General features: G+C 37.7%; 22 protein-coding genes. 9 read left to right on the top strand and 13 right to left on the bottom strand.

Going from position 1 to position 25,693, the window contains the following annotated elements:
• Positions 1 to 81: 81 nt before the first annotated feature.
• The 5 genes from sicA (at position 82) to QQS39_RS16515 (ending at position 5,971) form a co-directional block, all read left to right on the top strand.
• Positions 82 to 606 (top strand): type III secretion system translocator chaperone SicA, encoded by a 525-nt coding sequence (gene sicA, locus QQS39_RS16535; RefSeq protein ID WP_285804973.1) that lies wholly within the window; start codon positions 82 to 84, stop codon positions 604 to 606.
• Positions 599 to 2,704, top strand: a complete 2,106-nt coding sequence (gene sctE / locus QQS39_RS16530) for a type III secretion system translocon subunit SseC family protein (RefSeq protein WP_285804972.1) — start codon at positions 599 to 601, stop codon at positions 2,702 to 2,704. The genes sicA and sctE overlap by 8 nt, the downstream gene beginning before the upstream one ends.
• A 28-nt stretch (positions 2,705 to 2,732) precedes the next feature.
• Complete coding sequence (locus QQS39_RS16525; protein ID WP_285804971.1) at positions 2,733 to 3,554, top strand: type III secretion protein; 822 nt, start codon at positions 2,733 to 2,735, stop codon at positions 3,552 to 3,554.
• A 3-nt stretch (positions 3,555 to 3,557) separates the two neighbouring features.
• Positions 3,558 to 4,775, top strand: a complete 1,218-nt coding sequence (locus tag QQS39_RS16520) for an IpaD/SipD/SspD family type III secretion system needle tip protein (protein ID WP_285804970.1) — start codon at positions 3,558 to 3,560, stop codon at positions 4,773 to 4,775.
• Between the two features lie 152 nt (positions 4,776 to 4,927).
• Positions 4,928 to 5,971: an IpaD/SipD/SspD family type III secretion system needle tip protein gene (locus QQS39_RS16515; protein WP_285804969.1), complete on the top strand. Its 1,044-nt coding sequence runs from the start codon at positions 4,928 to 4,930 to the stop codon at positions 5,969 to 5,971.
• A gap of 103 nt (positions 5,972 to 6,074) precedes the next feature.
• On the opposite strand, the gene QQS39_RS16510 is transcribed toward QQS39_RS16515, so the two are convergent.
• The 6 genes from QQS39_RS16510 to QQS39_RS16485 all read right to left on the bottom strand — a co-directional run bounded on the left by QQS39_RS16510 (position 6,075) and on the right by QQS39_RS16485 (position 12,654).
• Positions 6,075 to 8,021: a TonB-dependent receptor plug domain-containing protein gene (locus QQS39_RS16510; protein WP_285805907.1), complete on the bottom strand. Its 1,947-nt coding sequence runs from the start codon at positions 8,019 to 8,021 to the stop codon at positions 6,075 to 6,077.
• A 159-nt stretch (positions 8,022 to 8,180) separates the two neighbouring features.
• Positions 8,181 to 9,029: a ModD protein gene (gene modD, locus QQS39_RS16505; protein ID WP_151436198.1), complete on the bottom strand. Its 849-nt coding sequence runs from the start codon at positions 9,027 to 9,029 to the stop codon at positions 8,181 to 8,183.
• Complete coding sequence (locus QQS39_RS16500) at positions 9,026 to 9,850, bottom strand: class I SAM-dependent methyltransferase (RefSeq protein ID WP_151436197.1); 825 nt, start codon at positions 9,848 to 9,850, stop codon at positions 9,026 to 9,028. The genes modD and QQS39_RS16500 overlap by 4 nt, the downstream gene beginning before the upstream one ends.
• Positions 9,837 to 10,631 carry an ABC transporter ATP-binding protein gene (locus QQS39_RS16495; protein ID WP_285804968.1) on the bottom strand — a complete coding sequence of 265 codons (795 nt, stop codon included), beginning with the start codon at positions 10,629 to 10,631 and terminating at the stop codon, positions 9,837 to 9,839. The genes QQS39_RS16500 and QQS39_RS16495 overlap by 14 nt, the downstream gene beginning before the upstream one ends.
• Positions 10,628 to 11,626: a FecCD family ABC transporter permease gene (locus QQS39_RS16490; RefSeq protein WP_196571218.1), complete on the bottom strand. Its 999-nt coding sequence runs from the start codon at positions 11,624 to 11,626 to the stop codon at positions 10,628 to 10,630. The genes QQS39_RS16495 and QQS39_RS16490 overlap by 4 nt, the downstream gene beginning before the upstream one ends.
• Entirely contained in the window at positions 11,623 to 12,654 is a 1,032-nt protein-coding gene (locus QQS39_RS16485) for an iron ABC transporter substrate-binding protein (protein ID WP_285804967.1), read from the bottom strand. The genes QQS39_RS16490 and QQS39_RS16485 overlap by 4 nt, the downstream gene beginning before the upstream one ends.
• Positions 12,655 to 12,885: 231 nt before the next feature.
• On the opposite strand from QQS39_RS16485, the gene gntR reads away from it, so the two are divergent.
• The 4 genes from gntR to QQS39_RS16465 all read left to right on the top strand — a co-directional run bounded on the left by gntR (position 12,886) and on the right by QQS39_RS16465 (position 17,148).
• Positions 12,886 to 13,881, top strand: coding sequence for a gluconate operon transcriptional repressor GntR (gntR, locus tag QQS39_RS16480; protein WP_151436193.1), 996 nt, complete (start codon positions 12,886 to 12,888; stop codon positions 13,879 to 13,881).
• Between the two features lie 289 nt (positions 13,882 to 14,170).
• The gene (gene gntK, locus QQS39_RS16475; RefSeq protein WP_285804966.1) at positions 14,171 to 14,725 is read left to right on the top strand and encodes a gluconokinase; all 555 of its coding nucleotides are present in this window, start codon (positions 14,171 to 14,173) and stop codon (positions 14,723 to 14,725) included.
• Positions 14,722 to 16,059, top strand: a complete 1,338-nt coding sequence (gntU, locus tag QQS39_RS16470; RefSeq protein WP_196571215.1) for a gluconate transporter — start codon at positions 14,722 to 14,724, stop codon at positions 16,057 to 16,059. Before gntK ends, gntU begins: the two co-directional genes overlap by 4 nt.
• 150 nt (positions 16,060 to 16,209) lie before the next feature.
• Positions 16,210 to 17,148, top strand: a complete 939-nt coding sequence (locus QQS39_RS16465; RefSeq protein WP_151436190.1) for a methyl-accepting chemotaxis protein — start codon at positions 16,210 to 16,212, stop codon at positions 17,146 to 17,148.
• A gap of 68 nt (positions 17,149 to 17,216) precedes the next feature.
• Here QQS39_RS16465 and QQS39_RS16460 read toward each other — a convergent pair whose 3' ends face one another.
• The 7 genes from QQS39_RS16460 to QQS39_RS16430 form a co-directional block, all read right to left on the bottom strand.
• On the bottom strand, positions 17,217 to 18,449 hold the full coding sequence (locus QQS39_RS16460; protein WP_285804965.1) for an SGNH/GDSL hydrolase family protein: 1,233 nt from the start codon (positions 18,447 to 18,449) through the stop codon (positions 17,217 to 17,219).
• A complete protein-coding gene (locus QQS39_RS16455; RefSeq protein WP_285804964.1) occupies positions 18,424 to 19,626 on the bottom strand; it encodes an SGNH/GDSL hydrolase family protein in 1,203 nt (400 codons plus the stop codon). The genes QQS39_RS16460 and QQS39_RS16455 overlap by 26 nt, the downstream gene beginning before the upstream one ends.
• Positions 19,613 to 21,031, bottom strand: a complete 1,419-nt coding sequence (locus QQS39_RS16450) for an MBOAT family O-acyltransferase (protein ID WP_151436187.1) — start codon at positions 21,029 to 21,031, stop codon at positions 19,613 to 19,615. Before QQS39_RS16450 ends, QQS39_RS16455 begins: the two co-directional genes overlap by 14 nt.
• A gap of 163 nt (positions 21,032 to 21,194) precedes the next feature.
• The gene (locus QQS39_RS16445; RefSeq protein WP_151436186.1) at positions 21,195 to 21,989 is read right to left on the bottom strand and encodes a protein bax; all 795 of its coding nucleotides are present in this window, start codon (positions 21,987 to 21,989) and stop codon (positions 21,195 to 21,197) included.
• A 275-nt stretch (positions 21,990 to 22,264) separates the two neighbouring features.
• On the bottom strand, positions 22,265 to 23,419 hold the full coding sequence (locus QQS39_RS16440) for a DUF4056 domain-containing protein (RefSeq protein ID WP_285804963.1): 1,155 nt from the start codon (positions 23,417 to 23,419) through the stop codon (positions 22,265 to 22,267).
• On the bottom strand, positions 23,419 to 24,561 hold the full coding sequence (locus tag QQS39_RS16435; RefSeq protein WP_285804962.1) for a BamA/TamA family outer membrane protein: 1,143 nt from the start codon (positions 24,559 to 24,561) through the stop codon (positions 23,419 to 23,421). Before QQS39_RS16435 ends, QQS39_RS16440 begins: the two co-directional genes overlap by 1 nt.
• The gene (locus tag QQS39_RS16430; RefSeq protein WP_285804961.1) at positions 24,561 to 25,547 is read right to left on the bottom strand and encodes a hypothetical protein; all 987 of its coding nucleotides are present in this window, start codon (positions 25,545 to 25,547) and stop codon (positions 24,561 to 24,563) included. Before QQS39_RS16430 ends, QQS39_RS16435 begins: the two co-directional genes overlap by 1 nt.
• Between the last annotated feature and the right edge of the window lie 146 nt (positions 25,548 to 25,693).

The following is a 25,693-nucleotide window of genomic DNA, read 5'->3' as shown; positions in this document are numbered from 1 at the left end:
GTGTTTTATTAAAGCAAATAATTAATAGTTAATTTAGAATTTCATTATTAATTATTCATCATAGATGAAAGGATTAACATCATGTCAGTATATGAAAAAATGTCAGAAAAAGAAATTGATCAATTAGCAAACTATATTGTTTCTATTGTTCAGAATGGGGCATCACTCAAGGATGAAGGCGCTATCCCAGAAGGATTTATGGAAGGAATCTATTCATTTGCTTATGACTTTTACCAGAAAGGAAAACTGGATGAAGCTGAAGCGATTTTCAAATTTTTGTGTCTCTACGATTTTTATAATGTTGATTACATTATGGGGCTTGCTGCTGTTAAGCAATTAAAAAAACAGTATCAAGCAGCAATTGATCTTTATGCTTTAGCTTATCTCAATGCGAAAAATGATTATCGACCTGTCTTTTATGCAGGACAATGTAATTTATCGCTGGGTGAAAAAGAAAAAGCCAAATATTGTTTTCATCAAGTTTCAGAAAATATTAATGATCAAGCTATAAAAGAAAGAGCCAATATTTATTTAGAATCATTAAAAGATATTCCCCTTGTTGTTCTTAATACAGATAAAGGAGATAAGGAAGAACAGTATGAATGATATTAAGAAAGTTAATGATAACATGGTATTTTCCACACCTTTACCTTCTAAGGAAGTGGAAAATGTCGTTAAAAAGACAACGCAACAAGCTCAAAGAATCAATACTGTAAATGAAAGTATTGTTTCTTCACAAATTAAAGATAAAGAAAATAAAGCTTCTGCACCTGCTCTTAGAGCGCCTATTGAGCAGAAAAAAAATAATCAAAGGATTAATATTCAGGATGATGTGCAGTATAAAATAAATACTTTCTCTCAACAAAATATAAAGACTAATAATAGAAATATATCTCAAGAACAACAATCATCACCAACCCCTTCTGTTATCATCTACTCCCCAAATAATAAATCAAGTAAAGAGTATGATTTTTTATACTTACAATTATCCTATCAAAATGTCATTCACCAAAATGTGTTAGATCAAATTAAAGATCCGGATAAACTCGATTATTATATAGATAAGCTAAATACCTTATCGAAAGGTGTTGATGGTTTAAGAGATAAATTTAAATCAGTGATCAATGAATTTAAAAATAATAAAGATGCTTATACTGATTATTGGATGGAGGTCTATAATCAAATAAAATCGAATAACTTTAAAACGAAATCTGAAGTTGAAAACTTTTTAAAAAACAATAATATTCCTAGCGCATTAATTAAAGGATTATTATCAGGAAAAATTAAATCTAAAAATGATATGGAAAAATCACTTGAAAAGATATTTCCATTTTTGAAATTACCTGATGATCTCTCTAAATTATCCTTAGATAATTTGGACAAATTATATAGTAGCCTATCTCAATTCTTTGATAATATTTTTAAAGTTATGCCCAATGTTTCTATCAGTGAAGATAGAATTAATACAATCACTTCACATAAAGATGAACTAAGAGCATTAATTAATAAAAAAGAAAATGAGTCAATAAAAGAAAAATTAGAGCAAATAAAAGAAGTATATCGAGCGCTTACGGCGAATCAAAGTACATTAGAACTTAAAATAATGTCAAATTCTTTATCTGGAATGGCGTTATTAACTTTTTTATTAGCGAAAACACGAGAATTAACATTAAAAGTGATGTTGCAGCGTTCTGAAAATGAGCAAAAACTCTTTGAGGAAATGCAAGAAGTGACGAAAAAATCACTTAAAGAAAAAATTGACGATCAAAAAGCCCAAATAAAAAAACAAGAAGAAATTCGATTTTGGTCAGGTATTGGGTTAAAACTGTTAGCTGGATTAATCGCCATCGTTGCGGGTGTTGCTTCTATTTTTACAGCAGGTGCATCCATGGCCTTAATGGCGGTTGCCGTTGTATTAATGGTCGCGGATGCCGCATTAACTATTGCAGATGAAGTGTACCAAGCGATACATGGCACATCGTTTATGGATGAATTAATGCAACCTATGAATGAAGCTTTGATGGAGGCTTTAGATAAGGTGGTCGATTTTCTAGCGGATGTGATTTATGGCTCTTTAGATGAATTAAAGAAATTAGGTATAGATAAAAAAATTATTGAGGATATAAAAAACTCAATACAAAATAAATTAAAAATGGGGCTTAAGGCTTTAATTACCGCGGTTTTATTTATTGCCGCAATTGCATTAAGTTTTGTTGCTGGTCCCGCCGTAAATGGTATAACAAATGTAGCGAAGAAAATAATTAATCAACAAGTCAGAGATCTATTGAAAAGAGTCTTCAATGAAGCACTTGAAATTATGATGGAAAAAATGATTAAAGAAATCATTATTCAAGCACTTGAAGAAGCGATGAAGAAAATTAATGCACTACTTGCTAAAGAGATCAGTCAGAAGGCAGGTGTGATGTTAAACAGAATCGTAGTTATTTCTAAGTTAGTTAATGCAACAGCAACAAATGTAGTTAATATTTATAGTAGTGTTCTTTCTGCAAAAATTATGCAATCTATCGCTGACAGTAAAAAATTAGATGCCATATTAAATCTTATTCAAAACTTAATGGATAAGATAATGGAAAGTTATCATGAGAATATCGATAGTATCACTGAAATTTTAAAAAATATGAGTGAAAAATCTTCTATAAGTAATCGAACTAAATCAGACATGATCAGAAATATATCTATTTAATCAAGTTTATCCTTAATAAGGTATTAATATGAAAATAAGTAATGATAATGTATCTAATGACTATAAGTCTAAATTCAATGAAATCATTGATAACAAAGTTATTATTAATGATAGTAAACTAAGTAAAGAGATTGATAATAAATTAAATAGCATTTTAGAAAAAACAAGAAATAAATCAAAACCAATTCTAGATGAACCAGAAGTAAAAACACCGGATATAAAAAAGATATTAAAATCACTCGAAGTTGATAATGATAATGATATTTATGATAATATAAAAACAGAAAAATTGGGTATGTTTAATTTCATCTCTACGGATATGATGAAATTAATCAACTTAATTGTTAAATATTTAGAGTCTATGATTAAAAAGTTCGAAGCATCTAGAGAAATGGGTGTGATGCTGATGAATATTGAATTAAATATCGCTGATCAAATAAAAGATAATCTTAATAAAAAAGCCAATATTATGATTGGTGCTGCAATTACGAGTGCCGGTATTTCAATGGCAGTTCATGGTATGGGGGCTTTTGTTTCAATTAAAGGGATGGGGAAAGATCTTATTGGTCATTCTAACCCAACGATGATCACCGGTAACTTAGTGACTTCAACTGCGGACCCTTTGGCACGAGTGGCAGACCAAACTTTGCAATCTCAAGGAATTGTACTTGATGGTAAGCAAAAAGTATTGGAAGCAAGAGGAAGCATTAATAACCATGTTATTAATAATAATAATGAGATGCAACGCGAAGTAACGGAAGTGATAAAAGCATTGTTACAAGCTATTGAAGCAATTATTCATGCGCAGCAGGATGCGGCTTCTGCAATTGGTTCGAATGTAAGAGGATAATTTATGGCTAAAGCTATTGATTCAGGGATGTCTAATATAGCAAGTCATTCGAAAATCTATTCTTCAGATAATGATGTTGTTTCTACATCTAAGAATGGGAAATACATTTTAGATGATATGAAAGAATTATTAATAAATATAAGGCGAGAAAAAAAAGATTTTGATCTTGATAACTGGATTAGTTGTAATAATTTAAAGGGAAAAACGGAGAGGGAAATATATGTTTCTCTCTCTGCACAATATGATAAAAATATTATTTCTCATAATCAATGCTTAAACATTATAAAAAAACTAGAGCCAATTATAAAAGATGAAATTGCGGATTCTGGTTATTCTACGGATTCATTGAGTGATTTTTTTTATGAAATTAAGCAATCAATAGTTGTGGGTAAAAATGATTATTTAGATGTTCTAAAAGATGTTTTTTCCAATTATATGGATTATGTAAGAGACTTAAGAGCGGCAATAACATCCATTATCCAATATACTAAAGCAGGTAAGAAAGATGGATGTATAGCAATTAATTATATTGAATTAAAAAAAACATTGGAGAATGTTAAAAAAGAGTATCAGGAAAAATTAGGAGAGAAATCATTTTTTCACAATACACTTTTATTTGAATATCAAAATGATGGAAATTACATTAGAAAAATAGGAAAACACTTAATAAGTTATAAAGATAAAGAGCAAATTCATCAATCATTAAATGCAATAGAAAAATTATTAACAGATATAAAAGGCATTAAGGTAAGAAAGGAAAATCACGCATCAGAAATAAAAAATGATATTGGATTAAATTTTATTGGCTATATTGATTTTGATGATCTTGATAATTTCCTGAGTAAAATAAATACGGATATCTCTATGGATGGCGTATTATCAGATGCTGAAATAGAGAAAAAAAGAAAACAACTACTTTATGATAATACATCTTTATTTGGTTTAGTTAGACCTGGTTTTGATATTGAAGAAGAGATGAGAAAAGTAAAAAAAGATAATGAAAATAAAAAAGAAGAAGTAAAATATAAAAATATTTTACAAACTGAATTTGATTTATTTAAAAAATCGCTTGATTCATTAGAAAAGAGAATGAATTCTAATCTTGATGAACTCTCTAAAAAATACAGCTCAGCAAATAGCAATTATGATAATTTTGTTAAAATAGTGAGTAGTACAATGAATACATTATTAGAAATGGCGAAAGGTTTTTTACAATTTTAATTTTTTATAGAGATTAAAAGTAAAGTTTATATTTTTAGAAAAAATAGCCCAACAGTGCTAACGTTTATGTGTTGTTTTAAGTTTTGTTAAAATATTAGTTTTATTTTTTTCTTGAAACAACTTCTTTTATTTTTATATAAAAGGTTAATGTTATGGCTACTGCTATTAATTTTGATGTACCTAAAAGTAATCATAAATCACATATAGAAAATAGGTTCTATAATGTGCAAGCACATAATCAAGGTGAATTTTTAAATAATTCAAGTTTTTTATTAGAAGACATAAAGCGAGAATACCAAGAACTTTATCTTAATGATGGTAAAGATGATAATAAATTTGAACATCTCTCTAGTAAAGAAAAAGGTTTTTACCTTGATGAACAATATGTAGAAAATAATATTAATCAAAAGAAAAGTTTAAATGACATTAGTTATGCTGCTGGTGCCATAGAAAATGCGCAATCAAATGACAGTTATCCAACAGATTCATTAAGTGATTTATTTGATGAAGTAAAACAATCCATTGTCGCGGGTAAAAATGATTATTTAGATGTTTTAAAAGATATTTTTTCTAAGTATATGGATTTTGTAAAAGAGTTAAGAGAGATATTATCTGAATTAAGTCAGGCAACAAAGGCTGGGAGTAAAGATGGATATATCAATGTAAATGTTGATGCTCTATACGATAGATTAAATTTATTAAAAATAAAATCACAAAGACCTGGTTTTTTTAGCTTAGGTATGACTTTTGTGAAAGAGGATGATGGTCGGTTTTATCGATTGATTAATGGAGAAAAGATATATTATCAAAGTAGTACTGAAGTAGATAGTGCGATTAATGCAGTAGAAAAATTACTTAGCCAAATTAAAGGTGTGAACTACAAAAAAACTGATAATTCGGGGGGGATTAGACCCAACATTGCTTTTTTATTTGAGGCTAGTTTGGATTTGTCAGGAATAGATAAATTACTTGATTATTTCGATAAAATGCCGAGAGGCGGGCATGATATTTTACAAACGGAGTTTGATTTATTAAAGAAAACATTAGATGCAGTTGAAAAAGGTGTTAATACTAATTTGGATGAATTATCAAAAAAATACAGTTCTGCAAATAGCAATTATGATAATTTCGTCAAAATAGTGAGTAGCACTATGAATACATTATTAGAAATGGCAAAGGGATTCTTACATTTTTAATTTTTTTAGAGTGATATTATGGAAAGTAACGTTATTTTAGGGATAAAAAAGAGCTGATATTAAAATAAATATCAGCTCTTAAATTTATTAATAATAATTTAAATTAGAATTTATACTCTAGGCCTAACCAGTAATTACGACCGTCTTCCATATAACCTTGAGTGTATTCATAAGATTTATCAAACAGGTTATTAATAGAAGCATTCGCAGAAACACCATAACCAAAGTCATAATCTAAACGAAGATCGGTTTTTGCATAGCCTGCGAGTTTGTCATCTTCATCAATACGGTTATAAGTCCAGCCTTGTGCTTCTTCCATAATGGTAAAGCGAACTTGTTCAACTGGAATAAACGTCATCCACATATAAGCTTTATGTTTTGGTAAGCCTTCAATATGTTCGATTTTTTTCGGGTCACTGTGAATATAGCTATAATTTACGCCAAGTTCTAGCCAATCAGTGACGTTGCCTTTCGTGCCTAAATCAAGACCCACGTAGTCAATGCGTCCACTATTTTGGTTTTGGAAGAACGCGTTGCCATTACGATAAACTGTGTGTGCCATAATTGCATCACTGACACGGTTGTAATAAATGCTGGTTTGGTAACCCCATTTATCGGTAATGTGCCCTTCATAGGTTAAGTCGAACGATAATGCACGTTCAGGATCTAAATCAGGATTAATAATCCCTTTTGATCCATCTTTCGGTTTCTCAGTGGTATAACGCTCTTTTTGTGTTGGGAAGCGACTACGATCAGACACCGAGAAGCGGACAGCATCATCATTGGCTAAAGAATATTTCGCCATCATTTCCCAGTTAAAAGCGGTTTGTTTGTTGTCATCAGCCCCTTTATCAGTATCAACACTGTCACGCCAGTCATAGCTAATGGCACCCACTAAATCGAGATCATTGGTGACAACCCATTGGTATTCTGTGGCTAAAGACCATGTTCTGTCTTTATAACGCATCCAATCACCGCCTTTCTCTTTTTGAGCGCGATGAACATCATCTTTCCAATGTGCAGCAAAAGAGAGTAGGTCACTGTCGCGTGTATCTATACCTAATTGCAATGCAGCGCCTGTGCTGTAGTCGTCATAGTGGCTATAGTCAGGAGTATCCCCTTTTTTTGGATACATATAGAGGGTATTTTCAAATTTATCGTGATAAGCACGGCTTTGTAGATTAATACCATCGGTGATTTGTGTTACACCGCTATAGTAATAGCTCTCTTTGTTGTAATCTGGCCACGCCCAATATTTAAATTTACCCTTACCTAATGTTGACGGTGGGCTATTTTTTTCACCGTCTTGTTTTACATAAGTCAGGGTATATTCGTCAGAAGCGCGTGGCGTCCAGCCTACTTTAATCATGCCGCGCTTATCGTCAGTTGCTGAATTATCACGACGTCCATGTGTACCGGCTGCTTGATTATTTTCGTCAGCCCCCGGAATTGGTGTAAAGCGTTGTTTTAATTGGCTACCACTGATTTGAATAAAACCTAAATCATTGCGAGCGCCTAAACGTGCACTCATGTTATGTGCATAATCAGCACCGCGAGCAAAACCTTGAGAATAAGCAATGCTTCCTTCTAAGGGTTTTTTCGGTGTCGCAGTGGTGATATTGATAGCGCCGCCCATTAAGTTAGGGCCTTGCAGTAATGAGGTATAGCCTTTGTTGACTTCGATGCTTGCCAGATCGTTAGTGGTAAAGCGCGCTAAGTCTAAGTTGCCATCATAAGGAACATACGTTGGAATACCATCAAAGAATACAGGTACTTGACGACTATCAAAGCCACGCACTTTGATGGTGTATTCATTACGGTTGCCCGATTTTTGCATCACAACACCGGGTAATGTTGCAATAGCTTGTGCCGCATTCACTTTATTTTGTTCAAGCATTTGTTCTTGTGTTAACACATCTGGATTGGCCGCAATCGGGCTACTCCAAACGGTTAATAGATCAGGCGTTGATTGCCCATAAGTAGTGTCAGCAAGCGCAATACTTGGCAGCAGAGCAACAGATAAACAGTAGCATAGAGGTTTTAATTTCATCATTCCAATCTCAATTTGCAGTCCGTATATAATTTTTTATATAGCGATATGCGTAAAAATAAATGAATAAAATGAGTGCTGACAATACGTTAGCACTCGGTTTGTTTATTATTGATTAAATATGTAAATACTTACTTACAAGTAAAATGCTATTTTTATTTAATCTTTTGGGTAAAGACGAACTTTAATATCCGTCGGTGGTGCATAATAAGGCGCAGACGTTACCATTAAACGGATGCCTGTTTGTGCGTATTTTTCAATCGTATTCAGGTTAATGCCGCCAGCCAACGAAAGATGGCATTGAGGTGCAATTTGAGGCGCTTCATGTTGGAGTTGAGCAATATCTTCAACGGAGAATTTATCTAGCTGTAAGATATCCGGTTGAGCTTTTAGCGCTTCTCTCGCTTGTTCAATATCATCAGCCTCTACCACGATGCACTTTTCAGGTGCAGCTTGGCGTAACTGTTTAACGTGTTGCGCCCAATTATCAGGCTCTGATAAAAATCGGCGATGATTCGCAAAGAGTAAAATAGTTTCAGAACAACCTTGGCGATGGATCACACCACCGCCCGCAAGTACCGCTTGTGTTGCCAGTAACTTGGTATTTGGGATATTTTTACGGGTACACGCAATTTGTCCTTTTGGTTGATAGCGGTGATAGATTTCTAGCATTTTCGCCATATAGTCACTCACACCACAACTCCACTCCAGCACGTTTTGTACCACTTTCCAGCCTTGATGCAGTGCATCAGCACGACCTTCTGCTGTGATTAAACAATCGCCTTTGTCGGCAAAATCACCGTCTTGTCGATGTGCTTTTACCTCTAACCCTAACTTTTCCAATAAACGGCAACCTAGCGTGATCCCACTGACACAACCCGCTTCACGGCGTGTAAATGTCATCGTACCTAATTGATCACTAATATTCAGGGCGCGACTTGTTAAATCACCATACTGAATATCTTCCATCAATAAATTATCAAGAAAGGCATCAGGGTAATAAATCATAGCGTTAACTCACTTTCAGGTACTACATCCCAAGACACCATCGCCCAATCACGGGTAGGCGAAATCAGTGAAACACCATTTTTAATGCTTTCATGATAATAATGGGTTAAGCGAGTGATTTCGTCTTCGCTTAGCGGCCCTACAGAGAAGTTGATGCCTTCAATAAATTGCTCAAGGCTATTGAAATTACTCTGGCAATTACGGCTACGGATATAATCTACTTTAGGGTGAATGCCCATTTGATTCAGCATATTCACCGCATAAATGTACGTCGGAAGTGTAGGAACCTCTCGACCCAGTAAGCGAATAATGCGTTGATCAACAAAGGTTGGCGAAACCGTGTGAGTGGTATAAACACGGAGTTTAGCTTGGCGATTAAGTTTTAAGAGTGCGGTTTGTAAATCCATCACGAGTGTTGAACGTGAAGCAACCGCGATATCACAACGAGGAAGTGCATCCCAGCTATCTTCCCATGAGCAAGTGATAAATTCTGCATGATTGATGCCGGCTTGTTCGGCTCGGCGTTTAGCCACTGCGAGCATCCCTGTACTGTAATCAATACCAATGGTTTTTTTGAATTTATCCGCAACATGAATGCTGATAGAGCCAGGACCACAACCTACATCTAATAGGGTTTCTGCACCTGTGAAATCCATCATTTCACGAAATTTTATTAAATAAGGATCGTTAGGATTTGCACAGGTTTCTGCCATTTTCTCAGCACGTTTATCCCAATGTTCTGGCTCTTTTTTGGTTCTTTCAGCCTGTACCATGTGGTTTTTATAAAGTTGAGCAAAATCGGTGGTTTCAATGGTGTTCATATTCTTGCCTATGGTCATTGTTATTATCAGAGTAGGCGTGAAAATGCGCCTGAATATCTGTGGGTTGTACACCATAAAGGTGCGCTAAATTATCGGGTGTTAGCAAAATTTCAGGGCTATTTTGCAAAACAGGCGTATGAGGTGTCAGTAAAATAACATCATCAGCCAATGAAGCGGCATGTTGTGGATGGTGTGTTGACATAAACACACTGATCCCTAACGCTTTTAATGCCTTAACTTGGGTAAGCAGTTTTATTTGATTACCAAAATCAAGGCTGGCTGCGGGTTCATCCATAATCAGTAATTTGGGCTGTTGCACTAAAGCACGGGCAATCAAGACCATCTGTTTTTCACCACCACTTAAGGTATCAAAAGTGCGGTAAGCAAGGTGAGAAAGCGAGAGCATTTCTAAGGTTTCCATTGCCATTGCTTTATCTTGTGAGCTAGGCATTGAGAAAAAGGATAAATGTGCGCCTCGTCCCATCACAACCATATCGATAACATTGAATGAAAAGGGGATATGTGTGGCTTGAGGAACATACGCCACCACTTTAGCCAGTTCTGTTGGTGACCACTCACTTAGTTTTTTACCCGCGATATTAATCTCACCATCAATACAAGGTATTAACCCTAATAGCGTTCGCATCAGTGTGGTTTTTCCACAGCCATTGGCACCTAATAAGCAGATGATTTGCCCTTGTTTGATGTGGAATGAGAGATCTTTAATTAAGATTTTGCCTTTATAGCCAATGGCGAGCTGTTTTGCATTAGCAATGATCATGCACCTTTCCTTGTTCTAAGTAACAACATTAAGAAGAATGGCGCACCAATGGCAGAGGTTAAAATACCTAATGGAAGTTCAATATTGGCTATTGTCCGCGCTAATGTGTCAGTGATTAGCAGCATAATGGCACCCACAAGTAAGGATACAGGCAGTTGTTGACTAAAGTTAGCGCCTACTAACAATCTTGCAATATGCGGCACTATTAAGCCGAGCCAGCCAATAATACCCGCGATAGAAACCGCACTTGCGGTGATTAATGTGGCTGACAAAATAAAGACAAGTCGAGTAACTTCGACGTTTAAACCTAATGCTCTGGCTTCTTCATCAGATAAACTGAGAATATTCATGCGCCAGCGCAGTAAAATCAGTGGAATAAAGCCAATCAACATTAAAGGGGCGACAGAAATTAAATCAGAAGCCGTAATGGTCGAAAGCCCCCCCAAAAGCCAAAAGGTAATTGAAGGCAATTGTGTATAAGGATCAGCGAGAATTTTCATTAATGAGATCGCAGAGCCACATAACGCACTAATCGCAATACCAACCAAGACAAGCGAAAGAACAGGATCGTGTTGTTTAGCAAGCCTTGCAATAAAGTAGACTAAGGCAACCGTTGCCAAACCGCCTGCAAAGGCAAATAGCTGAATAGACAACATCGATTGCCCAAGGAAAATACCTAAAACCGCACCCACGCCTGCACCTGATGAAACGCCAAGAATATCAGGTGATACCAATGGATTACGGAACATGCCTTGATAAGCCGCCCCTGCAATCGCAAGCCCGCCACCAATTAAGATTGCCGCCAAAACACGGGGAAATCTTATTTGCCAAAAGACGGTTTCAGTTCTGCTGTATTCCACATTGCCTATTAATTTATTACTTACCAGTGTCCACAGTTCATTAGCAGTAAGTGAATACTTACCACTAGTGATGGCAATCAATGTGACAATTGAGAATAACGCAAATAAAAGCGTGATGCGTACTGATTGACTCATGAATACCCCAGCAATTGCTGACATTGTTCAGCACTTAATTGCGTATGATAAAAATGAGCAAAGTAATTTTGTAGATCTTGATCGGCTTGTTTTTCTATTCGAGCGTCAAAATGGCTCTGTAAGCGACGCATCCCCATTAAACGGTTGATACCTGGAGGACCATCTAACCAACCAAATGGTAATCCTTTAAACAGTAAAACTTTGTTGTTTTTAACAGCTTGGATGCTTTTCCATACCGCGTCGTGCATAATTTGCTGATAGGCATTTTCATCTTGTGTGATGATAATTTCAGGGTCCCACATCAACAGTTGTTCTGGTGACACATCTGTTAACCCTGTGAAATCAGGAATATCTACCACATTTTCAAAACCTAATGTTTCAATAGCTTCGGTATGAATAGAGCTTCTAGCACCTGTTTGTAACCCTTTTGCACCTCGAGCAAGGTAAAAACGAGGGCTTATTTTTTGTGCCGCAGCAAATAAGGCTGCATCACTAAGATATTGCTCTGCAATGCGTGCTAATGTTTCTGCTCTTTCACTAACACCTAATAAAGCCCCTGTTTGACGTAACTGCGCTGGGCTATCTTTTAATGTGCCATCAATTAACACATAAGGCACACCAGCTTGATCAGAAACACGCTTCGCTAGTGAACGATAGGTTTCATCCACATTACCACTATCAATAATGATATCAGGCTCTAACGTCAGTAACGCTTCTAAAGAGAGTGTACTACCTCGTCCTGATAAGCGCCCTAAACGAGGTAATTTACGCAGTTCATCTGAAAATAAAGGGCTTTTTTCTAAATTAAGTGATGAAAAACCCAATAATTTTTCAGGCGCTAATGCGAGTAACAATTGATCAGTTGGAGGCCCCGCACTTATCACGCGGTGGATCGCTGTTGGTGCAGGAATATGACCAAATTGTGCTGCTATACGTGAGGTTATTGCGGCTCTTACCGAATGTGGAAGTGCTGATAATGTCGCAATGGTTGTGAGGTAAGTTAGAAATTGTCGTCTACAGATCGCCATAAGTTCACACTGTTTATTGTTTTATATTGAGAACGTTGTTTCATTTATTATATAGCGAAGAATACTATATTTCCTTTGGCTTAAGTCAAGGGATCATCAGTCAAAATCAAATCTAGGCTCATATCTGAAAAACTTTATTCGAAATAGTGTATAACCTAGGGCTATAATCAGCGTTCTTGGAAAATTAAAGCGCGTATTAATACGAGTGTTTTTGGATAGTTGCGATATAAAATGAAGAAAAAACGCCCCTCATTACAGGATGTAGCTTCACGAGTTGGTGTTACCAAAATGACGGTTAGCCGATTTTTGCGTAACCCCGAACAAGTCTCTGAAGCTTTACGAGAAAAAATTGCGCGTGAATTAGATAGCCTTAATTATATTCCTAATCGCGCCCCTGATATTTTATCTAATTCAACCAGTCATGCGATTGGGGTATTGCTACCTTCTTTAACTAACCAAGTTTTTGCCGAAGTTATTCGTGGTATTGAATCAGTCACCGATAAATACGGTTATCAAACCATGTTAGCGCACTATGGCTATCGTGCTGAAAAAGAAGAAGAACGTCTGCTTTCATTACTCTCTTATAATATTGATGGGCTTATTCTTGCTGAAAGAACGCACACGCCAAAAACCATGAAAATGCTAGAAACCGCGGGTATTCCTGTGGTGGAGATTATGGACAGCGTTTCTCCTTGTTTTGATTCAGCGGTAGGATTAGATAACGTTGCAGCCTCACAACAGATGGTCAGTGAAATGATCAAGCGTGGCTGTAAACGCGTTATCTACCTTGGCGCAAGACAAGATGAACGAACCTTAATGCGTTTAAATGGCTATGAAAAAGCGATGCAAAATGCGGGCTTGCCTGTTGGTAATGTGATGACGCCAAAAAGTTCTTCTTATTCATTGGGCGCTGAATTATTACATGCGGCACGTAAGCAATATCCTGATTTAGACGGGCTTTATTGCACCAATGACGATATTGCGATTGGTGCTGTTTTTGAGTGCCAGCGTTTAGGCATTTCAGTGCCAGAGGATATTGCGATATCAGGTTTCCACGGGCACGATGTTGGACAAGTTATGACACCTCGCCTTGCCAGTATTTTTACTCCGCGTGATGAAATGGGGCAGCAAGCAGCTGATTTATTGCTTAAACGAATGAAAGGTAAAATTGCGCGAGGTCAAGTGATTGATGTCGGTTTTCGTATTATCACCGGTGAAAGTATTTAAACGTTTAACCTATTGATATTACTCTAAATTGATAATTTACTAACCCTATTGTTATATGATGAACAATAGGGTTTTTTATTGCGCCCTAAGGATGAAAATGGGGCTATTAGTCGGATATTTTGTTGTCAGTTTGTAGATCATCTTACTTTCATTTGAGAGTCGCTTCACATTTTCGCTCCTTAGTTGATCTTGGTTGTTGTATTCACCTTATCACTTCGGATATGTTACCCGTAACAGTTACGGGTAACATTACAAAAAAGACTTAATATCTGCCTTAAAGGAGCATTCTATGAACGATACCCAATCCCTACACCATGTTTTCATCTTAATGGGGGTATCAGGCAGCGGTAAATCTGCGGTCGCAAGTGGTGTAGCACAACGTACAGGTGCTGCTTTTTTGGACGGTGATTTTCTGCATCCTCGCTCAAATATTACTAAAATGGCATCAGGTCACGCTTTAAATGATGAAGATCGTAAACCTTGGCTACAAGCATTAAATGATGCCGCATTTGCAATGCAAAGAACTAATAGTGTTTCGTTAATTGTTTGTTCTGCATTGAAAAAACAGTATCGCGATATGTTAAGAGACGGCAATAAATGCCTGCACTTTTTATATTTAAAAGGTGACTATGAGCTGATTGAAAGTCGCTTAAAAGCACGTAAAGGACACTTCTTTAAACCTCAAATGTTAGTGACTCAATTTGAAACCTTAGAAGAGCCAACAAAAGCTGAAAACGATGTGTATGAAATTGATATTTCAGTGCCACTTGATGATGTGATTGAAAGTGTAATTAAGACAATAAATTTAGTCACTCAAAAGACTTTTGAAGAGGAAACGGTATGAGTACATTAACGCTTGTGCTAACCGCGGTTGGCTCGGTTTTATTACTGCTCTTTTTTGTAATGTATGCACGTTTACATGCTTTTATTGCATTAATGATTGTTGCCATTGGCGCGGGTATTTTCTCAGGTATGCCTTTAGAGAAAATCACACAAACCATGCAAAACGGTATGGGCGGTACTTTAGGTTTCCTCTCCATCGTCGTCGCGCTGGGGGCAATGTTTGGTAAGGTGCTACATGAAACAGGGGCATTAGACCAAATCGCGGTGCGATTATTAAAATACTTTGGTGAGAAACGCGCCAACTACGCATTAGGTATTGCGGGTTTAATTTGTGCTTTACCTCTGTTCTTTGATGTTGCCGTTGTCTTATTAATTGGTGTTGTATTTGCTGTTGCTCGCCGTACGGGTGGCAACGTGGTGAAAATGGCAATCCCTCTCTTTGCGGGTGTTGCAGGTGCTGCCGCTTTCTTATTACCAGGGCCAACACCAATGCTATTAGCCGACCAAATGAATGCTGACTTTGGTTGGATGATCTTAATTGGCCTGTGCGCAGCTATTCCGGGAATGTTATTAGCCGGTCCTATTTTCGGTAATTTTATTAGCCGTTATGTCACCTTAGAATTACCAAAAGATTTATCAGAGCCTAGTTTAGGTCAGAATAAAATGCCTTCTTTTGGTTTCAGTCTTGCTCTGGTGTTATTACCTTTAGTCTTAGTGGGATTCAAAACCATTGGCGCTCGTTTCGTTGAGAAAGGTTCAGAGCTGTACAATATCCTTGAATTTGTTGGTCATCCTTTTATCGCTATTCTTGTGGCTTGTTTAGTGGCTATTTATGGCTTAGCAATCCGCCGTGGTATGAGCAAAGAAAAAGTGATGGAGATTTGTTCTGCTGCAATCCAACCTGCGGGGATCATTTTATTGGTTACTGGTGCAGGTGGCGTCTTTAAACAAGTGTTAGTCGATTCGGGTGTTGGCCCTGCATTAGGGAATGCGTTAATTGGCGCAGGTATGCCAATTGCGGTCGCGTGTTTTATTCTGGCAGGTGCAGTACGTGTTATTCAAGGTTCAGCAACGGTGGCTTGTTTAACCGCAGTGGGTTTAGTTTTACCGGTTATTAATGAGTTGGGCTACAGTGGCGCTCAAATGGCGGCATTATCTGTCTGTATCGCGGGTGGCTCTATTATTCTTAGCCACGTTAATGACTCTGGTTTCTGGTTATTCGGTAAATTTACTGGGGCAACAGAAGCGCAAACATTAAAGACATGGTCATTAATGGAAACGATTCTTGGCACAACCGGTGCTATCGTAGGTATGATTTTCTTCGCTTTTTTATAAAATTAAATCTTTATCTTCTTGTAATTAGCGCGTCTTTTGACGCGCTTTTTTTCATTGCTATAAATGGCTATCAAATATGACAGAAAATATCCCGTTTCTCATTAATCTATAGGTTTCTTTATTAAGTGGGCAAACTAGGGCTGTTATTTTATGGTTGACTATAATTCGCTTTTTATTAAACACACGGATTGTAATATCCACACTATCACGCTAATTCGAGATTCAATTTTAGCATCAAGTAATAAGCTACAAGATAAGCTCAGTTTGCTTGATGAAATGGAACATCTCTTTAGCCAAATGTTGGATAATTCGCAATCATTGACTCAATTTCTAAATGAAGTGGATGCGCATTTTACGCATAGCCGAAAAGAGATAGATGATTTTTCAAGTTGGCTGAAAAAAATTAAAGATAGTGCTAGCAATATTGATAGGCTTTCTAGTCAGGCGAATCTTTTATCAATTAATTCAGCAATTGAAGCTGGACATATCGGGCGTGAAGGGGCGGGATTTTCAGTCTTAGCCCAAGAGATGAAAAAGTTATCATTAGAAATCCAGAAACAAGCTTCTTCTATTGCCAGCATTAATAATAATTTAGGCGCTCGTTTTATTCCTGTTAAAGAAACTACAGAAAAAAACCAACAGCAGGTTCAACAAGTTAAAACACTGGTTGAAGAAGGGCATCAAAATTTAACGTCACTGTCAGAACAAGCTAGCGAGCTTAAACATATTTTTACCTTTCTTTCGATGCAACAGTTTTTTAATACGGTCAAACTTGATCATGTTTTATGGAAAGAAGCGATTTATATCCATTTATTAAATAATGATGATGAACACTGTGTTAATCAGCATACAGAGTGCCGTTTAGGCAAATGGTATTATCAAGGTGATGGACGGAAATTTGCTGGTACAGAGGCTTTTCGGCGTTTAGAAGAGCCGCATAAGTTAGTGCATGAATGCGGACGTTTAGCATTAAAGGCCAATATAGAAGATAATCAAGAAGCGGTTGCACACTATATAGAGAAAATGGAACAAGCCAGCGTTGATGTTATCAAATATGTCGATGTTTTATTAAATTTAGATAATTACTAACTTGATGAATAAAACAACAAAAATAAAAAGGAGCGATAAGCTCCTTTTTGTGTGTTGAACCGCGTGAATTAGCTCTTGTTTATTAAGGTATTCAATTGGCTATAAAGTGTATTGGCACTGCTTTCATAACCTTCACGAGAAAGATGAACACCGTCAGGTCTTGCTAAATCATACAGCGCCCATGCTTTTATCGAACATTCGCCACCCATATAATCACGCCAATCCCAAAAGAGCGTCTTTTCCTGTTGAGCCACTTCTTTTTGAATTCTGATAATATCACTTAGCCATTGAGGCTGTTGTGAACGGCAATCAGGTGCCTCTTTATTTTTAATAGAGTCCGAAGGTCCAATTAATAAAATGGCGCTATTAGGCGCTTGCTGGCGGATCTGACGAATTTTATCGGTTAGCTGTTGGCGATAGGCGCTCAAATCGAAAGTGTCATTAAATGCTTCATTGGTGCCATACGCTAAAATCACCATATCAGGATTTAATTGACCGAGTGTTTCAGTCCATTGCACACCCCATTTATCCATCATATTTATGGTGGCACCATTAATGCCTAATGAGGAAAGCATTACGCCAGGCTGTTGATTGGTTATCAACCAACCGCCTAATTTAACGGGCTGATTTTTGCTGATGGTAATACTAACAGGGAATGTCATGGTTGTTGGGTTTGAAAACTGCCATTTACCTTGCGTTTGCGATAATGAAAGGACTTTGTTTGTCGATGACTGTACATTCACTTGAGCCGCTGTAGGGGCTTTATAGAGCGCTTGTAATTGATAACGTTGTTGAGTAACTGGATTTTCAGATAACTGTAATTTTGCCCATTTCGCTTGAGGTTCACTAATAAAACCCCCTAAAGGAAAATCAGGATCGCTATCTTTTCTGCTTGAAAGCAGTGTCCATGCTTTTTTGTCACTTTGGTATTGTACGTTTGCAATACGCTGACCTGCGATACTCGTCGGAGGAATAAAACCAATACCCCCATTACCATAGTCAGCCTGAAAACGTTCACGCAACTTACCACTGAAAAAATCAGCCGCAGTATGGGAATCCCCTAACTGAACAATGTGTACAGTTTGACGACCTTGCTGTAATTTCTTAACAAAGCCTGCAAAATGCGGATCGTGATAGTTGTAAAGTTGTCTTGAACCATCAGCAGGTAATACTGAGGGGGTTGGTAACTTCACTGTTTTTTCAGTTTCTTGGTTACAAGCGACTAAGAGTGAAACCAAGGCCAGTATGATTGAACTACTGACTAAGGTTTTACGCTCAAGGATGTGCGTTAGTTGTTTCATTTACAATAACCGTGTTTTTATCTTTTACATCATCAACTGCATTATCTTCTTTTGTTTCTTCTTGAAGATGAATACGTGAGAATACGTGTTGAGCAATAATTTGCTGACCTTTTAAGCTAAAATGAATGCCATCACCGGCTCTTAACTTAACACGACTGCTACCATCCCCCATATAATCAGAATAAATATCTTTTTCATATTTAAACATATCATTGACGGAAAGGTAAATTTCGCCCATTTTTTCAGCTTCTTCACGGTAAAGTTTATCAAGATATGCCATACCTTCAGATAACTTCTGCTTACGCATATTAGGTGGTCCAACCCAAATAACCGTGACATTATTCTGTCTGGCATTTTCTATAATGCTGGCAATTCGCGCTCGGTAGGCTGATTCCCATGCTTCACTTGCAAATTTTAAGTAACGCCCTCCACCATCAGGTGGCATATCCCAAGGATCGTTAGGACCTAAAAAGACCACTAATAATTTAATGGAATCGTCACTGGCTAATCGCGTTGCAATCGTTTGAGGCCAATTGAAAAAGCGAGGATAGGCAAGCCCTGTACTTTGCTTACTTAAATCAATACTGCTGATGTTGTAATCCGTTTGCAGTTGACGCTTAAGTAAAGGAGCAACGCCTTGCATCATTGAGTCGCCAGCAAATAAGACTTTATCTTGAGGTGACAAGATAATTTCTGTTTTCTGAACGATAGGCTTTAAGGCTTCCAAAGCAGCATCAGACACATCCGTAACTGAATGGTAAGGTAATCCCCCCATTGCTTGTTTACGCTGTAATAATTGCGGAAAGCGTTGCGTTAATTGGGATGCTGGTCGTGTATAACCATTAAAGAAATGCAATCCCACCGCAAAGCCTTCAGGAAGTTGCTCCAACGTAGAGCTTTTTTCTATTGGCTTTGCCTGATTATCAGGATGATTAACTTGTAGATAATCACCATAGCTTTCTATCGCAACAAATACGCCATCACGCAGTTGTCCTCCCACTTGCCAAGCATAATAGTGAGAAAGCCCAGACCAAGGCGCAGGGCGATGATATTGCTGTTGCCAAAAGCGCTCTAGTGATGTTTGGTTTAGCCAAATCAGCAAGAGGGTGCTAAATAGCACCATTAAAGCGACTTTTGCTGTCTTTTTTAAGTTTGAGCAGAAATCAAAAGCTGGCATAAATAAATCCTGGCACCCCATCTGGAGACAACATAAAAATAATTGTGAGGATCAACGCAAGTGGCAGAGGATAAACATACCACGGCACTCTTTTCTCAAGACGAGCTACAATATCCTTTAAGGTGACAAAGCAAGGGTAAAGTAAGAAAAGTCCCCAGAACATAAAGAGGGTTAAGCCTTCTGCTTGTAATGATGCCCAAGCACCCGCACTAAAGAGTTGCTGTATTAGGATCAAAGCATCTCCCACGGTTTGACTGCGGAAAAAGATCCACGCAAAGCAAACAAAGTGGAACGTGATGATCCATGACAACAACATATTTAACGAAGATAACGCAGTAGGTGGCGCATTTTTCTTCACCGGGAACAGGCGGTGTTTAATATTTAATAACACCACACCAATACCGTGAATGGCACCCCAAATAATAAAGGTCATTGCTGCGCCATGCCACAATCCTGAAATCACCATCGCAGCAAAAGCATTGAAGTTTTGTCTAATGACTCCTTTACGATTACCCCCTAAAGGAATATAGACGTAATCGCGAATAAAGGTAGATAAACTAATATGCCAGCGACGCCAGAAATCAGCCAAGTTTATCGCTAAATACGGGGCATTAAAGTTACGAGGTACGGCAAAGCCAAGTAATAAGGCAATACCTGTAACAAGATTGGTGTAACCCGAGAAGTTGAAATAGATATGCCACGCATAGGCATAGACAGCCGTTAGCACTTGTCCACTTTGCGCTAAATCGGGGGCATTAAATACCGGATCGACATAGTTTGTTGAGAACCAACCACTTAACCAAAAGAGTTTTGCGATAGCTAAAACAATTAGCATTATCGCCCCTTTATAATCAATGATTTTACGTGCCGGTGCCTGAATTTGCGGGAGAAATTCTTTCGCGCGATTAATTGGCCCTGCAACTATGCTTGGGAAAAAGCATAAATAAAGAACGACATCTAAAAAAGGCGCTTTAGGGATCTCTTTTCGACAAACGGAAACCACATAACTGACCGAGTGGAAAATATAGAAAGAGAGTCCTAATGGTGCCAGCAATTCAATCAGAGGAAGCTCAATACTGAGTCCCCATTGTTGGAAGGCTTGAGTGAGGCTTTCTTGGAAAAATGAATAGTATTTAAAGGCAGTAAAATAGACAGCAACCAATAATCCCAATAGCCAATAGATGACTTTAGAAGATGTGTACTTAGTTAATATATTTGCCAGTAAATAAATAAAGAGCGTATAGCTTAATAAGATAATCGCAGGACGATAATCCGCATAAAAGAGAAAAGCATAACTAACTGTAATTAGTAGGATATTTTGGATCTTGACCTGCTTTTGGAAGAGCCAGTATAGAATAAAAAAGCTAACAAAGGCTCCGAGAAACTCGAATGAAAAAAAATTCATAAATGGCTCTAAGGGTGTGATTTAAAAGTCATACCAAACGTGTTACCCCCTATATTATGAATTCTAAGCCGGCTTTCAATCAAAAGATTATCTTGTGATAAATAAAAGCCACTTTTCTCTAGAAAGAAAAGTGGCTTTTTACACTATGAAAGCCTGTTAAGGGCTAACTTTCTTGTTTCGACTGTAACTGAACTTGGGTGATCAGTTTTTTATTTGAGTCGAACATTTCGGTCAGATAATCGTTATAACTTGAACCCAATTCTGAGTAACCTTTCAAGTCAGTGATTAACTGGCGAGAGTCGAGTTGCTGTTGCGTCATTCTTTGCTGTGCTCTTGAGGAGCGCAATGAATTATAGGCGCGGTGCGTATTGAGATTACGCATATAAGCAATCACAGAGCCTTCAATATCAGGGTAGGCTGCATAGCCTTTGGTTTTCCCTGGTACATTATTGCAAGACTGACTCCCACATCGCATACCGAATAAGTTATTGTTTTGCTGTGCCAACTTCGATGTGCCCCAACCTGATTCTGTAGCGGCTTGCGTTGCGACAAAGTGTGTCGGAATAATGTCAACGCGAGTCAATAACGAATCCCAATTTACTTTTTTGGGGCTGGTACATGTAACGCCATAGTATTGACAGATCTCACGCAGTTTTTTTAACTCTGCGCTGCCCCAGTGCTGGGCTTTACGTTGAGCGAGTAACCACTCACGATCTCTCAAAATCTTATTATTAACGTTGTCAATAATAGGAACTACGACATTTAAAAACGCTTTCTTACGCTGTGTTCCCGATGGATATTTTTTCAAATCTGGCAACGGTGTGGACGTGCTCTTGAAAGAATATGCCTGCAGAATCTGGGAACTGCCGGTACTGGTTGAAGCAAAGCTTACACCAGTAAAGAGTAGTGAAATCAAGAAAGCGAAGACGGCACTTGTCCTCATCAATTGAGAGGGCATTGCTTCTCCTCGTTTAACTGGATAAAAATCGAACGAATACTAGCAAATTACTTTTTTCATAGCTACAAAATATCGCCTCACATTAGGATAACTACGAGTGATTTGTTAAATAAATGTATAAGGTTTACTGGAAAGCCTCGTTTTATAATCTCTTTTTCTCTTTAACAAAAAGTGCTTTTTTTATGTAAACTTAAATTTATCTTATATAAATAGGTGTGACTTAACCCAAATTTAGCAAAAATAAGGGTTTCTAATGTGTCAATTTTGTTTATTATTTAGTCAAATTTTGTTGTTTTTGGTCTGGTTTTATCATCAATTTCGTGTGCTTTTTCTGTTAAATCAGTAAAATCCGCTTCACGCCAATAGCTTTTGGGGCGAGGTAAATCTTCCATATGATTTGTTGGCCAAAGCTGAAATTCTGCTAATTGTTCTAAAATATAACCGGAATAAGCACTAGGTAATGTGAGGTAATGAGGCGATGCTATTTCCTCAAAAGGTAAGACCGGATAGCGTTTATCAGAAATATGATAATCACGCATTAAAACTAAAAATTTATCGGGTACACGTTGCTGACTATCCCACCATTGCCCATCAATCACATCAAACCATTGCTGAGTTAATTGACGAGGCTGAGCCTCTAATTGATAAAGTGCAGAAGGGATAATGCCCTGCATCGATTGGTTATATTGCTCAAGGCTGGTGGTGTAACCATTAAGGATCAAGGTAAGTGAAAGACGAGCGCCAATCAAGTTAGAGTAGAGATCTTCGGGTGAAAATGCGGATATCCCTTCTGAAAACCCGGGCACCGAACGAAAACCATACCACTGTGCAATCTCATGCCATATTGCAAGACGATAACCTAATCGAGCAGCAAGATAGGCACTTAAGGTATAACGCTGTGCTTCATTTTTAGGTGGTGTAAAAGCATTAAAGTGTATTTTACGTTGTGCGAGTTCATCACTCAGAGTCAGTGTCCACTCTTGCCCTAAATTAGGATAAATATGACTAAAGAGATAATAAGTATAATCTGCGGTGTCACGAATATGGGCAATATCAAGAAACCCACCTTTATGAGAGTAAACTAAACCCGATCTTTCGCTGCCAATCCCTAATACTGCTGCAGTGCCGAGCAAAAAACTGTCGTTATAACGATGACTACCGAGTTTTGAGGCTTCAACAATATTATCAATACGATAAAAAGGAACGGGTATTTCAAATACTTTAACTTTTAAGTCATAGCCAAAAGCACAGCAAGGTCTTAAGCCATTAGGTGCGGTAAGAGGCGGTGGTGTTTGCCAAGCTTGGGCTGCTTCTTCATTAGTGACGCTTTCCATATTGGCGTGAATGGAATTAACAGGTGTGACTTGAGTACAACCTGTAATAAATAAGAAGAAGGTCATGGTGTTGATAAAAAGAAAACGCTTGAACATCAAAATGCTTCACCTACTTGAAAATAGAATCCTGTACTTTCTTTACCTATACCAAAATCGAGACGTACATTCATGCGTGGCTTAAATTCAAATCGATAACCCACACCGACACTGGGTAGCCAATGACCTTGACCTAAATCACGGGCTTGATCACTTAACGTACCGCCGCCAATCCAAAGTGCAATGCCGTGACGCCAATCAAGTTTTTGGCGGTACTCTAATTGCGTTGAAAAGACGTGATTATCTTGATATCGCCCTTCGTAATAACCGCGCATCTGGTGCCCATTACTTAACTTAGAAAGTTGGCTCCAAGGCACATCGCCTGATGTGAAGCGGGCATAATTATCAAAAGCTAAAACCGCACTGTCACTTAAAGGATAATAGTAGTTATATTGCATTTGTGTCGCATTAAAGCGGTTATTACTACCTGTATCCGGAGAATAGTGAGTATAACTAATATCAAATGCCTGCCCTTGACTCGCATTAGGCAAAAAATCACGGCTGTCGTAAGTAAAGCGGAGACTTAACCCAGAGCTTGTGGAGCGCAAAGGTAAATCGCGTTTATCCATATACGCTTTAAAGGGGGCGTCTGGGGCTGCGGCTTGTAAATTTGAATAGTCCCAGCCTAATCCGATATAGGTGTTTTGGGCGATTTGACGCAATAAAGTCGGTGTTAAATGTAATTCTTGAGAGCGGTATTCACCAAAATGATCTTTAACACGACCTTCATGATAACCCTCTCCCCAATAATTGGTTGGCACATTGTTTAACGAGCCTGTGAGATAAAAGCGCCAAGTATCATCCGCGAGATAAGTGTAGTTGCTAAAGGTCATCCCAAAAGCGCCCGTTGATGAACCAAAGCCACTTAAAGAGAGTGAAGAAATTTTGCTATCAGGGCGACTATCGGCTTGATAAAGCCCGACAAGGGCAATGCCCACACCAAGCTCTAATTCTGGCGTATAAAAGGGGCCAGGCAATATTCCCCAGTCGATCGTTTTGTTGCGGTCGAAGCTATTTTCTCCCCCTAAGCCAACTAACCATTGGTCTATTTGTTGTCTATCTGGAAAATGTTGTGCTTGTGCTGTGTGTGAAATAAAGAGGCTGGCAAATGCCAGCCCCAAAATAAAAGGGTATTTAACCATTAAAAACGGAACTCACCAGAAACAAAGAAGCTATTACGGTTGTTGAAACCAAGTTCTGTGATCACATTAAAATTACGTGTGACTTCTAAACGCGCACCCACTGTTTGGCTCCATTTATGGGCAAGATGCTGTTCAACATCGAATTTCATGCCAGGATCATCTAATGCTTGGATTAAGCCTGCAAATGCTGGTGGAAGGTTTAACTTATTAATATCCCCTTTAAAACGTTGGGTAATATCTTGGTACATTGCACCTGTCCACACTTGTAATTTAGTATTACCTTGACCAGAAATGAGAGGAGAAAAAACAAATTCATAACCCACACGCGGTGAAATCACTAATGCTTTAATATCACCATCTAAAATATCAAGGTTGGTTTTGGTGTAGTTTAAATCGAAAGTAGCGAAATATTGGTTATATCCTCCCGCCAAAGTAAAACCACCACCATAAGTATCACCTTTAAAATCAAGGTCAAAAGGCATGCCTTCTATAAACGGTAAAGGAATACCACCAAAACTACCGCTATTCAGGGTTGTTTTTGATGTACCTTTAGTTCGACCATATAGCCCATAGACATTCATAAAAGGGAATACCCAGCTATCGAGTTTTAGCATATGGGTTTCACTTTTTTCACGCGTATGACCTGCATCTATTTTTAACGCGTCTGCTGTTTCTGGATTTTTAGGCATGATAAAACCAATTTTATCTACGATGATATCTTGGCGTAGATTCATATAGCTATAGCTGGCACCAAAAGGCTCTGGTAAATCATAACCACGGGCGCGGGCTTCATCGCCCCAAATAGGTAAAACGCGAGATTGGCTTGCTGGGGTGCGAGTATCTAACGAACCTTCGCTATTTAAGGCAGTACCGCCGGATTGGCTCACACTTAAAGAGAGCAGAGGGCGATCGCTATCAGCATAAGAAAAGCCAGTAGCAAGAAGAGAGGCAGTTAACACCACCTTATTTAAATTGGAAAAGTTCATACATAACCCACAGAAAATGTTTAAAAAGAAAGTAGTAAGTAAAAGAATAGCCAGAAATTTTAATCTTTTTCTTATTAATGGTCACCAGCTATAAGTGCGATATACAGTAAGAGATGCTTATATTTAGCGTTATCATAGGATTATTA

It is taken from the genome of Proteus appendicitidis (assembly GCF_030271835.1).
In the GTDB taxonomy this organism is placed as follows: Bacteria; Pseudomonadota; Gammaproteobacteria; order Enterobacterales; family Enterobacteriaceae; genus Proteus; species Proteus appendicitidis.
The sequence above is the reverse complement of the archived record's forward strand: the minus strand, read 5'-3'. Positions and strand labels throughout refer to the sequence as shown.